This window comes from Nocardioides sp. JS614, assembly GCF_000015265.1.
Taxonomy (GTDB): Bacteria; Actinomycetota; Actinomycetes; order Propionibacteriales; family Nocardioidaceae; genus Nocardioides.
The window spans coordinates 4,175,412-4,189,216 of the sequence record NC_008699.1 but is presented as its reverse complement, the minus strand read 5'-3'; the positions used below and the strand labels follow the sequence as shown (position 1 = coordinate 4,189,216).

Annotated in this window: 13 protein-coding genes; 10 read left to right on the top strand and 3 right to left on the bottom strand. The window is 72.5% G+C overall.

Features of this window, described 5'->3' with window-relative positions:
• The first annotated feature begins 87 nt into the window (after positions 1-87).
• From NOCA_RS21560 to NOCA_RS21540, 5 genes are all read left to right on the top strand, one after another.
• Positions 88-1,323 (top strand): transcriptional regulator, encoded by a 1,236-nt coding sequence (locus tag NOCA_RS21560; protein WP_011757398.1) that lies wholly within the window; start codon positions 88-90, stop codon positions 1,321-1,323.
• Between the two features lie 186 nt (positions 1,324-1,509).
• Positions 1,510-1,980, top strand: coding sequence for a (2Fe-2S)-binding protein (locus NOCA_RS21555; RefSeq protein WP_011757397.1), 471 nt, complete (start codon positions 1,510-1,512; stop codon positions 1,978-1,980).
• The gene (locus NOCA_RS21550; RefSeq protein WP_011757396.1) at positions 1,977-4,484 is read left to right on the top strand and encodes a xanthine dehydrogenase family protein molybdopterin-binding subunit; all 2,508 of its coding nucleotides are present in this window, start codon (positions 1,977-1,979) and stop codon (positions 4,482-4,484) included. Before NOCA_RS21555 ends, NOCA_RS21550 begins: the two co-directional genes overlap by 4 nt.
• A gap of 52 nt (positions 4,485-4,536) precedes the next feature.
• Positions 4,537-5,391: an FAD binding domain-containing protein gene (locus NOCA_RS21545; protein ID WP_011757395.1), complete on the top strand. Its 855-nt coding sequence runs from the start codon at positions 4,537-4,539 to the stop codon at positions 5,389-5,391.
• A 6-nt stretch (positions 5,392-5,397) separates the two neighbouring features.
• Positions 5,398-6,138 (top strand): SRPBCC family protein, encoded by a 741-nt coding sequence (locus tag NOCA_RS21540; RefSeq protein WP_011757394.1) that lies wholly within the window; start codon positions 5,398-5,400, stop codon positions 6,136-6,138.
• A gap of 62 nt (positions 6,139-6,200) precedes the next feature.
• Here NOCA_RS21540 and NOCA_RS21535 read toward each other — a convergent pair whose 3' ends face one another.
• Positions 6,201-7,556, bottom strand: coding sequence for an MFS transporter (locus NOCA_RS21535; RefSeq protein ID WP_083768220.1), 1,356 nt, complete (start codon positions 7,554-7,556; stop codon positions 6,201-6,203).
• Between the two features lie 84 nt (positions 7,557-7,640).
• On the opposite strand from NOCA_RS21535, the gene NOCA_RS21530 reads away from it, so the two are divergent.
• The 4 genes from NOCA_RS21530 to NOCA_RS21515 all read left to right on the top strand — a co-directional run bounded on the left by NOCA_RS21530 (position 7,641) and on the right by NOCA_RS21515 (position 11,400).
• A complete protein-coding gene (locus NOCA_RS21530) occupies positions 7,641-9,395 on the top strand; it encodes a DUF2207 domain-containing protein (RefSeq protein ID WP_041546793.1) in 1,755 nt (584 codons plus the stop codon).
• Between the two features lie 53 nt (positions 9,396-9,448).
• A complete protein-coding gene (locus NOCA_RS21525; RefSeq protein ID WP_011757392.1) occupies positions 9,449-10,012 on the top strand; it encodes a LemA family protein in 564 nt (187 codons plus the stop codon).
• A gap of 213 nt (positions 10,013-10,225) precedes the next feature.
• Positions 10,226-11,194 (top strand): iron-containing redox enzyme family protein, encoded by a 969-nt coding sequence (locus tag NOCA_RS21520; protein ID WP_011757391.1) that lies wholly within the window; start codon positions 10,226-10,228, stop codon positions 11,192-11,194.
• A complete protein-coding gene (locus tag NOCA_RS21515) occupies positions 11,191-11,400 on the top strand; it encodes a CDGSH iron-sulfur domain-containing protein (protein ID WP_041546789.1) in 210 nt (69 codons plus the stop codon). Before NOCA_RS21520 ends, NOCA_RS21515 begins: the two co-directional genes overlap by 4 nt.
• A gap of 56 nt (positions 11,401-11,456) precedes the next feature.
• Here NOCA_RS21515 and NOCA_RS21510 read toward each other — a convergent pair whose 3' ends face one another.
• Positions 11,457-12,092, bottom strand: a complete 636-nt coding sequence (locus NOCA_RS21510) for a methyltransferase (protein WP_041548089.1) — start codon at positions 12,090-12,092, stop codon at positions 11,457-11,459.
• A gap of 110 nt (positions 12,093-12,202) precedes the next feature.
• The gene (locus NOCA_RS21505) at positions 12,203-12,817 is read right to left on the bottom strand and encodes an alpha-ketoglutarate-dependent dioxygenase AlkB (RefSeq protein WP_011757389.1); all 615 of its coding nucleotides are present in this window, start codon (positions 12,815-12,817) and stop codon (positions 12,203-12,205) included.
• Positions 12,818-12,953: 136 nt separating this feature from the next.
• Here NOCA_RS21505 and NOCA_RS21500 point away from each other — a divergent pair, with 136 nt between their 5' ends.
• On the top strand, positions 12,954-13,721 hold the full coding sequence (locus NOCA_RS21500) for an ABC transporter ATP-binding protein (RefSeq protein WP_011757388.1): 768 nt from the start codon (positions 12,954-12,956) through the stop codon (positions 13,719-13,721).
• The last annotated feature ends 84 nt before the right edge of the window (positions 13,722-13,805 follow it).

Here is a 13,805-nt window from a genome sequence, read left to right as displayed (position 1 = left end):
GCCCGGTCGGGTGATCGGCCCACGGCGCTTCCCCGGCGACCGGCGCCGCGTTACCGTGACGGCAGCCGAGAGTGACGAGGGCCACACATGACGGTTGACGCGGATCTCCAGGCGCGACGCCTCGACGCCGTGCGCGCGTGGACGTCGTTCGTCGAGCGCGGCGACGACGCGGCGGGACTGGTGCGTCCCGAGATCCTGAGCAGCTGGACCCGCTCCGAGGCCGCCGTACGCACCGATGTCAGCGAGGCGCCGCTCGCCGACGAGGCCGACACGGCGGCCCGCTGGCGCGGCTCGCCCCTGCAGGCCGCGGTGGAGCGGGTCGAGGCGGAGCTGCGGCGTACCGCCGAGGACGGCGACCTCGTCGTCGCCATCACCGACGCCCAGACCCGGATCCTGTGGACGTACGGCGGGCGGGTGATGCGCCGCAAGGCCGAGACCGTGAACTTCGTGGTCGGTGGACGCTGGGACGACCAGAGCGTGGGCACCAACGCCCTCGACCTCGCCAACCGGCTGGCCGCCCCGGCGATGGTCTTCAGCGCCGAGCACTACGCGCCGATCGTGCACAACTGGGTCTGTTGGGCCGCGCCCGTGCACGACCCGGTGACCGGCGCGCAGCTCGGCGTCATCGACCTGTCCACCACCTGGGATCGGACCCACCCGATCGGCCTGGCGACCGCGCGAGTGCTGGCCCGGCTGATCGAGACTGCGATGCCGGTCTCCGCGTACCACCCCACCGCGACCGCCGACGAGGGCACCGAGCCGGGCCTCGTGATGCGGCTGCTCGGCACCGCCGAGACCTGGCTCGACGGGCAGCGGCTGCTGCTCAATCGCCGGCAGACCGAGGTCCTCGCGCTGCTCGCCATGCACCCGGAGGGGCTCTCGCTGGAGCACCTGCACGCGCTGGTCTACGGCGACCAGGCGGTCACCCTGTCCACGCTCAAGGCCGAGGTGTCGCACCTGCGCTCCGCGTTGGGCGGCCAGCTCACCTCGCGGCCCTACCGGTTGCCGATGCCGATCACGACCGACGTCGACCTGGTGCTCGGGCTGCTCCGCCGGGGCCGGGTCGCCGCGGCGGTCGACGCCTACGGAGGCGACCTCCTGCCCGGCACCAACTCCCCGGCGCTCACCGAGCTGGGGGAGTACGTCGCGGTCGCGGTCCGCGAGGCCCTGCTCACCGACCCGCAGCCCGATGCGGTGGTCCGCTACGGCGAGCTGGCGCCGTACGACACCGAGGTGGTCGAGGTCTGCCTGGCCGCCCTCGGCGGCCGCGCCCACCCCGCCGTACCCCTGCTCAAGGCCCGCCTCGCCGCCGCCGCCCGCTGACCGCGTCTGGCGTGTCGGCTTCGCCGCCACGCCGGCCGCGGGTCGTTCCTGGGCTCATCGTTCGACGGTGTGGTTGCGGTGGGCGCGCGGGTTGCAGCAGCTGCGCCGGCCCGACCAACCCTTGACCAACCGCTCGCTCCTTAACGTGACCTGCACCACACCGCCGGCCACGTCCCCAGGAGCGTCATGACCCGGATCAGCCTCACCGTCGACGGAGCGCGGGTCTCCGACGACGTCGAACCGCGCATGCTGCTCGTGCAGTACCTGCGCGAGCGTCTCGGCAAGACCGGCACCGTCATCGGCTGCGACACCAGCAACTGCGGCGCGTGCACGGTCCACCTCGACGGCATCAGCGTGAAGTCCTGCAACGTGCTGGCGGTCCAGGCGGACGGCACCGAGGTCACCACCATCGAGGGCCTGGCGACCGACGGGCAGCTGCACCCGGTGCAGGAGGCGTTCCGGGAGTGCCACGGCCTGCAGTGCGGCTTCTGCACCCCGGGGATGATCATGCAGAGCGTCGACCTGCTCAACAACAACCCGAAGCCCACCGAGGAGGAGATCCGCCTGGGTCTCGAGGGCAACCTGTGCCGGTGCACGGGCTACCACAACATCGTGCGCGCGGTTCAGCAGGCGAGCGGGCAGGGAGCCCCGGCATGAGCACCACCCAGGAGCGACCCGCCGACGCCGTCGAGCGCGAGATCGGCCGTGACCGCCGCCGCAAGGAGGACCAGCGGCTGATCACCGGCCGGACCCGCTGGACCGACAACATGACGCTGCCGGGCATGGTGCACCTCGCGATGGTGCGCAGCCCGTTCGCCCACGCGCGGATCGTCGCGATCGACACCGCCGCGGCCAAGCAGTCGCCGAACGTCGTCGACGTCCTCACCGGCGCCGACCTCGGCGAGTCGCTCGGCGTGAACATCAACGCCTGGCCGATCACCCCCGACCAGGTCACGCCGACGCACTCCCCGATGCCGAGCGACCGGGTCGCGTTCGCCGGCGAGATCGTCGCCGTCGTCGTCGCGCGCAGCGCCGCCGAGGCCCGCGACGCCGCCGAGCTCGTCGACGTGGAGTACGACGAGCTCCCGGCGGCCCTCGACCTGAAGGAGGCGGCGGCCGCCAGCAGTGAGCAGGGCGTGCTGGCCCACCCCGACCTGGGCACCAACAAGTCGGCGTACTGGGTCTTCGACTCCGGCGAGGCCGGCACCGGTGGCTCCGTGGAGGACGCCATCGCGAAGGCCCGCACCGACGGCATCGTGATCGAGCGGGAGTACCGCCAGCAGCGGCTGATCCCGGCGTTCATGGAGCCGCGGTCCACCGTCGTCGACCCGACCGGCGAGCAGCTGACGATGTGGACGGCCACCCAGATCCCGCACATCCTGCGGTTCGCCCTCGCGGCGACGACCGGGGTGCCGGAGTCCAAGATCCGGGTGATCGCGCCCGACGTGGGCGGCGGCTTCGGCGGCAAGCTGCAGACGACGCCCGAGGAATGGATCACCTGGGCAGTGGCCCGCCGGCTCGGCAAACCGGCCAAGTACACCGAGACCCGCTCCGAGAGCCTGATGTCCGGCCACCACGGCCGCGACCAGTGGCAGAAGCTCACCCTCGCGGCCGAGAAGGACGGCACCGTCACCGGCTTCAAGGTCGACCTGCTCGCCGACCTGGGCGCGTACGTGTCGCTGGTCGGCGGCGGCGTCCCGGTGCTCGGGGCGTTCATGTTCAACTCGATCTACAAGTTCCCGGCCTACCGGTTCGCGGTGCAGACGGTGCTCACGAACAAGACCTGGACCGACGCCTACCGGGGCGCCGGGCGGCCGGAGGCGACGTACGCCATCGAGCGGATGATGAACGAGCTCGCCGCCGAGGTCGGCGTCGACCCGCTCGAGATCCGCGAGAAGAACTGGATCAAGCACGAGGAGTTCCCGTTCACCACGGTCGCCGGCCTCGAGTACGACTCCGGCAACTACGAGGCCGCCACCGCGCGCGCCAAGGAGATGCTCGGGTACGACGAGCTCCGGGCCGAGCAGCGTCGCCGCCGCGAGGCGGGCGACCCGGTGCAGCTGGGGATCGGCGTCTCGACCTTCACCGAGATGTGCGGCCTGGCACCCTCACGGGTCCTCGGGCAGCTCGACTACGGCGCCGGCGGGTGGGAGCACGCGAGCGTGCGGATGCTCGCCACCGGCAAGGTCGAGGTCGTCACCGGCACCTCGGCGCACGGGCAGGGCCACGAGACGGCGTTCAGCCAGATCGTCGCCGACCGGCTCGGGGTGGCCTTCGAGGACGTCGAGGTGCTCCACGGCGACACCCAGGTCGCCCCGAAGGGCCTGGACACCTACGGCTCCCGGTCGCTGGTCGTCGGCGGCGAGGCGATCGTCCGGGCCGCCGACAAGGTGATCGAGAAGGCGAAGCCGATCGCGGCGCACCTGCTCGAGGCGTCGGTGGACGACGTCGAGTTCTCCGGCGGCCGGTTCTCGGTGCGCGGCACCGACCAGGGGATGGGCATCGGGGAGGTCGCGCTCGCGACCTTCGCCGCCCACAACCTGCCCGACGGCGTGGAGGCCTCGCTCGACTCGGACGCGACGTACGACCCGGTGGCCTTCAACTTCCCGCACGGCACCCACCTGTGCGCGGTCGAGGTGGACACCGAGACCGGCGCGCTGAAGCTGCGCAAGTACGTCTGCTGCGACGACATCGGCACGATCATCAACCCACTGATCGTCAGCGGGCAGGTGCACGGCGGGCTGGTGCAGGGCATCGCGCAGGCGCTGTGGGAGGAGGCGGTGTACGACGACGCCGGGACGCTGGTGTCCGGGTCGTTCGTCGACTACCTGCTGCCGACCGCCGCCGACACGATCAGCTTCGAGATCGACCACACCACCTCGCCCAGCACCACCAACTCGCTCGGCACCAAGGGCGTCGGCGAGGCCGGGACGATCGCCTCGACCCCGGCTGTGGTCAACGCGGTCGTCGATGCGGTCCGCCACCTCGGCATCAACGACATCCAGATGCCGTGCACCCCCGAGCGGGTGTGGAAGGCGATCACCGGCGCCGGTGCGGGTGGATCGACCGAAGGCGCCGCGATGCCGCACTTCGAGTCCGGTGGAGCGAGCGGCAACCAGGAGCAACCCGGCACCTCGAGCACGGAAGGAGCGGGCGCATGATCGCCACCCCATTCACATCCTCACTTCGCTCCGGTCTGAACGGGGGCCCCGCATGATCCCCGCATCGTTCGACTACGTCGCCCCCGCCTCGGTCGAGGACGCGCTCGCGGCGCTGGCCGAGCACGGCGACGACGCCAAGATCATCGCCGGCGGGCAGAGCCTGCTGCCGGTGCTGCGGATGCGGCTCAACGCGCCGGAGCTGGTCATCGACCTCGGGCGGATCGAGTCGCTGCGCGGGGTCCGCGACGACGGCGACGCGATCGTGATCGGCGCGATGACCCCGCACGCCGTGGTCGGCGCGGACCCCCTGGTGGCCGAGCACGCCGCGGTGATCAGCAGGGCCGTGGAGCACCTCGCGGATGCGCAGATCCGGCACCGCGGGACCTTCGGCGGCGCGCTCGCGCACGCCGACCCCGCCGGCGATCTCGGGGCGCCGGCGTTGGCGCTGGGCGCCGAGTTCGTCATCCAGGGTCCGGGCGGCGCCCGCCGGGTGGCGGCCGACGACTTCTTCGTGGACCTGTTCGAGACGGCGATCGGCGAGGACGAGATCCTCACCGAGGTGCGGATCCCCAAGCACACCGGCTGGGGTGCGCACTACGAGAAGTTCGTCCGGGTCGCCCACCAGTGGCCGATCGTGGCGGTCGCCGCCACGGTCCGCATGGATGCAGGCAGCATCGCCGAGGCGCGGATCGGGCTGACGAACATGGGGTCCACCCCGTTGCGGGCCCGTGGCGTCGAGGAGGCCCTGGCCGGCCAGCCCGCGACCGAGGACGCCGTACGCGCAGCGGCCGCGCGGGCCACCGAGGGCACGAACCCGCCTTCGGACCTCAACGGGGACGCCGACTACCGGCGGCACCTGGCCACCGTGATCACGCGTCGGGCGGTGCTCGCCGCCGCCGGGGGCTGACGCCCGATGGACCTGACCCACCGGTTCACCGTCCCCACCGGCATCGAGGAGGCGTGGGCGCACTTCAACGACATCGCCTCCGTCGCCGAGTGCTTCCCCGGCGCGGCGGTCACCTCGGTCGAGGACCAGACCTTCCAGGGCTCGGTGAAGGTCAAGCTCGGCCCGATCGCGCTGGTCTACAACGGCGCGGGCACGTTCGTGGAGAAGGACGAGGCCGCGCACCGCTTCGTGGTCGACGCCAAGGGCAAGGACAAGCGCGGCAACGGCACCGCCGGCGCGACCGTCACGCTGACCATGGCCCCGTCAGGTGGGGAGGCCGGCGCGAACAGCACCGACGTCGAGGTCGTCACCGACCTGGCCATCACCGGCAAGCCCGCGCAGTTCGGCCGGGGTGTCATGCAGGACGTCTCGGACAAGCTCCTCGGCCAGTTCATCGACTGCCTCGAGCAGCGCATGGGTGCGCCGGAGACCGAAACGCCGCCGGTACTCCCTGACGATTCCGCGGTCCCGGAGGCCGAGGAACCCCGCAATCGTCAGGGACTACCCCCCGCTTCGCCGGCCCCGCCGCCGGGGCCGGCGCAGACGGCGGGGCCGAGGCATGTCGCCGCGGCGACGGCGGGGGAGGACCACCTGGACCTGGGGGCGACGGTGCTGCCGGTGCTGGCGCGGACCTACTGGCGGCAGGCGGTCGGCGCGCTGGTCGTGCTGCTGGTGCTCCGCCGGCTGCTCGCTCGCCGCTCGGGATAGTCGGGTCGTGTGCCTGAGAACGCGCCATGGCGCGTTCTCAGGCACACGACCCACCGGCGCGACTAGTCCAGGGCGCTGGACTGGGTCTTGGCCGTCGGCACGGGGACGGTGACGTCCGCGGCCGTGGTGACCTGCGCCGGAGCTCGCACACCGTTGACCTCGGGGCTCAGCTGTGGCTCGACCCGCAGGACCGCCAGCGCGCCGCAGAGCAGGCAGCCGACGACGAGCGAGCCGATGTAGACGCTGCCCAGGCCGTGGCCGACGAGGTAGCCGGCGACCGGCGGTGCGATGATCGCGGCGAGCTGGAAGGACCCGGAGCTGAGCGCGTTGTAGCGCCCCCGCAGGTGGTCGGGGGCCAGCTCGTTGACGAGGGCGGGGACGGTCGGCTGCAGCAGGGTCTCGCCGAACGCGAACACCGACGCGCAGCCGGCGACCAGGAGCGTCGCGCCCCACGTGCCGGAGACCAGCCCGGTGGCGCCGAGCAGCACCCAGGAGCACGCCCAGACCACCGACATCACCGCGATCACCCGGGTGCGGCGCCGCCCCTCGATCCGCTGGAGCACGACCAGCTGGAGCACGACGATCACCACGGTGTTCGCGGCGAACGCCAGCCCGAGGCCCTGCGTCGAGACCTCGCCCACCGCGCGCGCGAACGCCGGCATCCCGGCGTTGAGCTGGGAGTAGCCGACGTACGACGACACGAAGCTGAGCAGCATCAGCGAGGCGACCGCGGGCCGACGCATCACCTCGCGGTAGCTCACCGTCGCCGGCGGGGCGCCGCCCTCGTGGACCGGCCGACCGGCGACCAGCCGCAGCGGCCAGAGCAGGAGGACCAGGGCGGGGAGGTAGCTGATCGCGTCGCCGAGGTAGATGACCTGGAAGGTGACCAGCCGGTCCACGTCGACGAACGCGCCGCCGACGATGCCGCCGATCCCGATGCCGAGGTTGAGCAGCGTGAAGTTCACGCCGAAGTAGCGCTGCCGCAGCTCGACCGGGACCACCGCGGCGATGAAGGCCTGGAACCCCGGCCACGACACCCCGAACGCCGCGCCGGAGAGCATCAGCCCCCCCGCCGCCATCCACTCCGCCGCCGAGAACGCGAGTGTGACGTTCGCGACGGTCTGGAGGACCAGCGCGCCGATCAGGATCCGGCGCGCGCCGAGCCGGTCGATCGCGGTACCGCCGGGCCCGACGACGAGGAAGCCGATCAGGGGCGGGAGCGCGAGCAGCAGCCCGACGTCGCTGAGCGCGAAGCCGCGCACCTCGTGCAGGTAGACGACGTGGAAGGGCAGCACCAGGCCGGTGCCGATGAACTCGAAGACCACGACCGAGAGCAGCAGCCGGCCCTCGCGGGGCAGGTCGTGCCAGAAGGAGGCGAGGGTCGGGCGGTCGGCGTCGGGGCGGGTCGGCGAGCTCATCGCCGAGCAGTCTCCCAGCGGCCGGCGACACCCGGCACGCGGTTTTCCGACGCGGCTGTCCCGTCGCCCCCTAGGCTCCGGGCCATGAAGCGTGTGGTGGGGACCGTGGTCGGCCTGGCGGTCGTGGTGCTGGTGCTGATGCTCCCCGCGGCGCTCTACGGGGTGAGCGGCGACGAGGGACCCGCCGAGTCGGACGAGACCACGATCACGTCGTACGTCGCGGACTTCGACGTGGACGACCAGGGCGACCTGACGGCCGTCGAGACCCTCACGGTCGACTTCCCGTTCCCCGGCAAGCACGGGATCTTCCGGTTCTGGGACACCCACGACCAGACGGCCCCGGACACCGTCCGCCGGATCCCCCGCGGCATCGAGGTCACGATGGACGGTGCCGACGTCCCGGTCGAGACGTCCTACGAGGGCGGTGGCCAGTTCAAGGTCGCCCGCATCGGCGATCCGGACTCGACCGTCGAGCCCGGCGAGCACGTGTACGAGATCCGCTACGACATCGCCGGCATCCTGGAGCCGGGCACCAACGGCTCCCGCACCCAGCTCTACTGGAACCTGATCCCCAGCGGCTGGGCCCAGCGCATCGACTCGGCCGACCTCACGGTCCACCTGCCCGCCGCGGCCGAGCGGGTCCAGTGCGCCGTCGGCTCCGACGAGACGGGCTGCCGGCTCCGAGGGGAGGGCACCGCGGACCTGCGGATCCGGGCGACGTCGCTCGACCCGCGCACCCCCGTGACGGTCAAGGTGGGCCTGGACCTGGCAACGCCTCCGCCCGGCGACGAGCGACCCTGGGGCCCGGCGCTGGACGCCGTGCTCGGGCCCAACCTGGCCGCGCTGGCCGTCGTGCTCGTCCTGGCCGCCGCGGCCGGCGGCTACGGCTTCCACCTGGCCCGGCGGGCCAGGGAGAAGGACCCGCAGTTCCCGGTGATGTACGCGCCGCCGGACGGCATCGGCCCCGCCCAGGCCGCCTACCTGGTCACCGAGGAGGTCGACGACGAGCAGTACGTCGCCACCCTCATGTACGCCGCCGAGAAGGGTGCCGTCGACCTGGACCGCGCCGACGGCACGTGGACGATCTCGGACAAGAACGGCGCAGCGGGCTGGGCCGGCCTCGATCCCGTGACCAGTGGGGTGGCACACCTGCTCGGCGGCCCGGGCACCTCGTTCGTCGCCGCGCCCAAGGACGTCGCGGCCGGTCAGCGGCTCAAGACCGAGATCGAGTCGTTCGAGGAGAGCACCCGGACCTGGGCCGCCACCTCCGGCCTGATGGTCAGGAGCGGGCTGGGCGGCGGTGGCGGAGTGGTCATCGGCCTCTGCCTCGCCGCGGTGGTCGCGATCGCGATCTGGAACCCGCTGAACATGTCGATCGTGGGGCTGGTGCCGGGCGCCTTCGGGGTCTTCGGCGCCTCCCTCGCGGCCTCCGGCGCGGGCACCCGGCGCACCAAGGCCGGCCGCGACCTCTGGTCGCGGGCCGGCGGGTTCCGCCGGATCCTGGCGACGCCGTCCGCACAGGACCGGTTCGACTTCTCCGGACGCGAGGAGTTCTACACCGCCTACGTGCCCTGGGCGGTGGCGTTCGGGTGCGCCGAGGAGTGGGCGGGCAAGTACCGCACCGAGATGGGCGCCGAGCCGCCGGTCCCGTCGTACCTCGGTCCCGCGTACGCGGGCGCCTACACCGGCTCGGTGGCCTCGTCGATGGTCGACGACTTCCACTCCACCGTCAGCTCCGCGATCTCCTCCTACGAGGCCACCCAGAAGTCGTCGTCCTCGGGCGGCGGCGGGTTCTCGGGTGGCGGCGGAGGCGGCGGCGGGGGCGGCGGCTCCTGGTGACCGACCGACCATCCCACGTCCACCTGTACCCACCCGTGTTCTGAGGAGTTCACATGCTCATCGCCATCATCGTCATCGTCGTGGTGCTCGTCGCCCTGGTCGCCTTCGGCGTCGTCGGCTTCAACAAGCTGCGCACCACCGACATCGGGGCCCAGGAGGCGCTCGGCGGCATCGACGTCCAGCTCACCCGGCGCGCCGACCTGATCCCCAACCTGGTCGAGACCGTCAAGGGGTACGCCGCGCACGAGAAGGGCGTGTTCGAGGAGGTGACCGCGGCGCGGACCGGCGTGCAGGCCGCGGCCAAGGGCGACGACGTCGCCGCCAAGGCCGCCGCGGACGCCCGGCTCCAGGGCGCGCTGGTCAACCTGAACGCCGTCGCCGAGGCCTACCCGGACCTCAAGGCGAACCAGAACTTCCTCGACCTCCAGCAGCAGCTGGCCGAGACCGAGAACCAGATCTCCTTCGCCCGGCAGTACTACAACGACGCCGTGGCGACCCTGAACAAGCTGACCCAGACCATCCCGTGGATGTTCTTCACCGGCGTGGCCGGCGTGCACAAGCGCGACTTCTACGACGCCCCGGACGGCCACGAGCAGGCGCCCCAGGTCAGCTTCTGAGCTGCCCACGCCACCCGAGCTTGCTCGGGAGGCGTGGAAGCTGCAGCCAGGTCGAGTAGCCCCGCGACCGACGAAGGAGGTCGCGACGGGCGTATCGAGACAGCAGCAGGTGTGCGGTCTCGATACGCGCTGGCGCCCGCTGCTCGACCAGCGACCTTCGGGATCAGCGCGCCGGTAGGCATGGCTGCAAATCCGGGCGGGTACTCACCGCGCATGCAGATCCCCCAGCCTCGCGGTCCGCTCACCGAGGAGCTCTTCGGCGCCCTCCGGGCCGGCTCGGACGACTTCTACCCGGTCCTCGCGGTCGGCGCCTCGGAGGGCGAGGACGCCGCCCTGGCGCTCTGGGCGCTCCACGAGCTGCACTACCGCGGGTTCGACGAGGTCCGTGACGACCTGGAGTGGGACCCGCAGCTGGTGCGGCTGCGTGGGCTGCTGGAGCGCGACCTCGAGCAGCGGCTGTGGGAGCGCTTCACGCCGCCCGTGGGTCTCTCCTTCGTCGAGGACTTCTTCGGGTGGGTCGCCGAGCAGGACGGCGCCTCGGTCGCCACGCACGTGCAGCGCGACGCCGACCGCGAGCAGGTCCTCGAGCTCCTCCGGGTGCGCTCGATCTACCACCTCAAGGAGTCCGACCCCGCCGCGTGGGTCGTGCCCCGCCTCGGCGTGCGGGCCAAGGCCGCGCTGATGGAGCTCCAGTACGACGAGTACGGCGGCGGCGACCCCAACCGGCTGCACCACCACCTGTTCGCGCAGGGCATGGAGGCCAGCGGGCTGGCGGCGTCGTACGGCGCCCACGTCGACGAGGTGCCCCTGGAGGTGCTCGAGCAGAACAACGCGATGTCGCTCTTCGGCCTGCACCGGCGCCTGCGTGGCGCGGCCCTGGGCCATCTGGCGGCGTTCGAGGCGACCAGCTCGCTGCCGTCGCGGCGGATGGTGCAGGGCCTGGAGCGGCTCGGCTTCCCCGAGGAGGTGGTGGCCTACTACGCCGAGCACGTGGAGGCGGACGCGGTCCACGAGCAGCTGGCGGTGCGCACCATCTGCGGCGGCCTGCTGGCCGAGGAGCCGGGTCTCGAGGAGGACGTGTGGTTCGGGGCGTTCACCTGCCTGGACCTCGAGGACCGGTTCGCCGGCACGATGCTCGAGCGCTGGGGAGTCGGCGAGGAGCGGAAGGAGGAGGTCGCGTGAGTGGGTGCTACGACCATCCGGATGTGGTGCTCTGCCCCGGCGGACCGATGCTGCTGCGCGGCCAGCACACCATCGAGGATCCCGCCGGGGTCGCCCACGAGACCACCCGGCCGGTCACCGCGGTCTGCCGGTGCCACAAGTCGGCGTCCCTGCCGTGGTGCGACGGCACCCACAAGCTGCTGCCCGAGCGGCTGCGTCCGACCTGACCGCCGGCCCGGCCGGGCGCGCCCGCCGAGGTCGCGTCGACTGAGGTCGCGTCGACTCAGGTCGCGTCGAGCCGGACCAGCACGCCTCGCTCGCACCAGCGGAGCTCGCTGATGGCCAGCTCGTCGTCGGTCTCCCGGAGCCGCTCGCGCAGCAGGTCGACCTGCTCCACGCTGCCCAGCTGGAGCAGCACACTGGCGCCCCGGGGCAGGTGCGGGCGGGCGGTGTCGATGCACAACCAGGCCAGGGCCATCCCGTCCGCCCCGCCGTCGATGGCCAGCACCGGGTCCTCGGGGAAGCGGGCGACCTCCTCGCGGCGTACCCACGGCGGGTCCGCGATGACCAGGGCGAACCGCTCGCTGTCGCCGAGCACCTCGTGCACCGAGCCCTCGCGGACCTCGACCCGGTCGGCCAGGCCCGCGGCCTGGGCGTTGGCCCGGGCGTAGTCGCAGGCCACCGGGTTCACGTCCACGCACACCAGCGGCCGGTCCGAGCCGGCCACGGCGAGCAGGCCGATCTGGCCGGCACCGGCGCACAGCTCGAGCACCGGGCCCGGGGGTGCGTCCGCGAGGATCTCGGCGGCCCACTCCGACTGGGCCGCGGTCCACGGCCGAGGGCGTAGCACCCGGCCGTCGAAGCTGATCCGGAGCGGGCCGAAGCCCATCGTCTCCGGAGCGTGGCTGATCGTGGTCATGGCGTCGTGGTACCCGCTGCCGGTGACCGGCACGCCTCCTGCGCCCGGCCGGTCGTGCGGCCCACGCCGACCATGGGTCGGCGTGGACCCACGACCGGATCGGGCGATGCTCAGGCCACGTCGAGCGGGCGGAACTGGACCGAGATCCGGGGCCCGGCATGCGCGACCTTGGGGACGGCGTGCTCCCAGGTGCGCTGGCACGAGCCGCCCATCACCAGCAGGTCGCCGTGGCCCATCTCGACCGAGATGGACTCACCTCCGAGCCGGGGCCGCAGCATCAGCCGGCGCGGGTCGCCGAGCGAGACGATCGCGACCATCGTGTCCTGGGTCCTGCCGCGCCCGATGGTGTCGCCGTGCCAGGCGACGCTGTCGCGGCCGTCGCGGTAGTAGCAGCAGCCGGCCGTGACGAACGGCTCGCCGAGCTCGGGCCGGTAGTGGGCGGACAGCGCGCCGCGGGCGCGCGCCAGGGCCGGGTGGGGCAGCGGCTCGCCGACGCCGTACGTGTGCAGGAGGCGGGGTACGTCGACCTCGCGGTCGTACATCTGGCGGCGCTCGGACCGCCACGGGACCTCGCGGAGCAGCGTCGCGAGGACGTCGTCGGCCTCGGGCAGCCAGGTCCGGCACACGTCGACCCAGGCGCCACGGGTGAGCACCTGGCGCTCCAGGAGGTCGAAGACCGGAGCGGTCGCCGGCGGGGCCCCGAACAGCGTTCCCTGGAAGTCCATGGGCCCGAGCATACGCCGGGATCGAACAATTGTTCGAGCGAATCCCAGGGGAACCAGGGGAACCCAGGGGGAAGCCAGGGTCGGAGGGGACCAATTCCCGTGGCGGCGAGCACGCCGCCCGCGAGAGGCTGGGCCCATGACCGAGGCCACCCTCCAGGGGACCCCCGTCCCTCCGGCAGCGCGCGTGCGCAACCTCACCAAGACCTACGGCTCCGGCCCGGCGATGGTGGTCGCGCTCGACGACGTCAGCCTCGACCTCGCGGCCGGCGAGTTCACGGCGGTGATGGGCCCGAGCGGCTCGGGCAAGTCCACGCTGATGCACTGCTGCGCGGCGCTGGACCGGGCCGACTCCGGCTCGGTGTTCATCGGCGACCAGGACCTGACCACCCTCAAGGACAAGGCCCTCACCCGCCTGCGCCGCGACGAGATCGGCTTCGTCTTCCAGTCCTTCAACCTGGTGCCGACCCTGTCTGCGGCCGAGAACATCGCGCTTCCGTTGGCGATCGCGGGCCGCCGCCCCGACCGCGAGTGGTACGACGCGGTCATCGACACGGTGAGCCTGTCCGATCGGCTCGACCACAAGCCCAACGAGCTCTCCGGGGGCCAGCAGCAGCGGGTCGCGGTCGCCCGGGCGCTCGTCAGCAGGCCGCGGATCGTCTTCGCCGACGAGCCGACCGGCAACCTCGACTCCCGCTCCGGCGCCGAGGTCCTCGAGCTGCTGCGCCGCAGCGTCGACGACTACGGCCAGACGGTCGTGATGGTGACCCACGACCCCGTGGCCGCGGCGTACACCGACCGGGTCGTCTTCCTCGGTGACGGCCGGGTCGTCGACGAGCTGCGCGAGCCCACCCGCGAGCGGGTACTCGAGGTCATGAACCGCCTGGCCGAGCAGCACGCCCGATGAACACCCCACGAACCTGCGCACTTCCGCGGGGACCCCGCATGAACACCCCACGAAACTGCGCACTTCCCCCGCTGCGCTCCTCCG

What these genes read in the sequence shown, in the direction of transcription:
- NOCA_RS21560 (WP_011757398.1), top strand. Translation starts at nt 88, where the DNA reads ATGACGGTTGACGCGGATCTCCAGGCGCGACGCCTCGACGCCGTGCGC.
- NOCA_RS21555 (WP_011757397.1), top strand. Translation starts at nt 1,510, where the DNA reads ATGACCCGGATCAGCCTCACCGTCGACGGAGCGCGGGTCTCCGACGAC.
- NOCA_RS21550 (WP_011757396.1), top strand. Translation starts at nt 1,977, where the DNA reads ATGAGCACCACCCAGGAGCGACCCGCCGACGCCGTCGAGCGCGAGATC.
- NOCA_RS21545 (WP_011757395.1), top strand. Translation starts at nt 4,537, where the DNA reads ATGATCCCCGCATCGTTCGACTACGTCGCCCCCGCCTCGGTCGAGGAC.
- NOCA_RS21540 (WP_011757394.1), top strand. Translation starts at nt 5,398, where the DNA reads ATGGACCTGACCCACCGGTTCACCGTCCCCACCGGCATCGAGGAGGCG.
- NOCA_RS21535 (WP_083768220.1), bottom strand. Translation starts at nt 7,556, where the DNA reads ATGAGCTCGCCGACCCGCCCCGACGCCGACCGCCCGACCCTCGCCTCC.
- NOCA_RS21530 (WP_041546793.1), top strand. Translation starts at nt 7,641, where the DNA reads ATGAAGCGTGTGGTGGGGACCGTGGTCGGCCTGGCGGTCGTGGTGCTG.
- NOCA_RS21525 (WP_011757392.1), top strand. Translation starts at nt 9,449, where the DNA reads ATGCTCATCGCCATCATCGTCATCGTCGTGGTGCTCGTCGCCCTGGTC.
- NOCA_RS21520 (WP_011757391.1), top strand. Translation starts at nt 10,226, where the DNA reads ATGCAGATCCCCCAGCCTCGCGGTCCGCTCACCGAGGAGCTCTTCGGC.
- NOCA_RS21510 (WP_041548089.1), bottom strand. Translation starts at nt 12,092, where the DNA reads ATGACCACGATCAGCCACGCTCCGGAGACGATGGGCTTCGGCCCGCTC.
- NOCA_RS21505 (WP_011757389.1), bottom strand. Translation starts at nt 12,817, where the DNA reads ATGGACTTCCAGGGAACGCTGTTCGGGGCCCCGCCGGCGACCGCTCCG.
- NOCA_RS21500 (WP_011757388.1), top strand. Translation starts at nt 12,954, where the DNA reads ATGACCGAGGCCACCCTCCAGGGGACCCCCGTCCCTCCGGCAGCGCGC.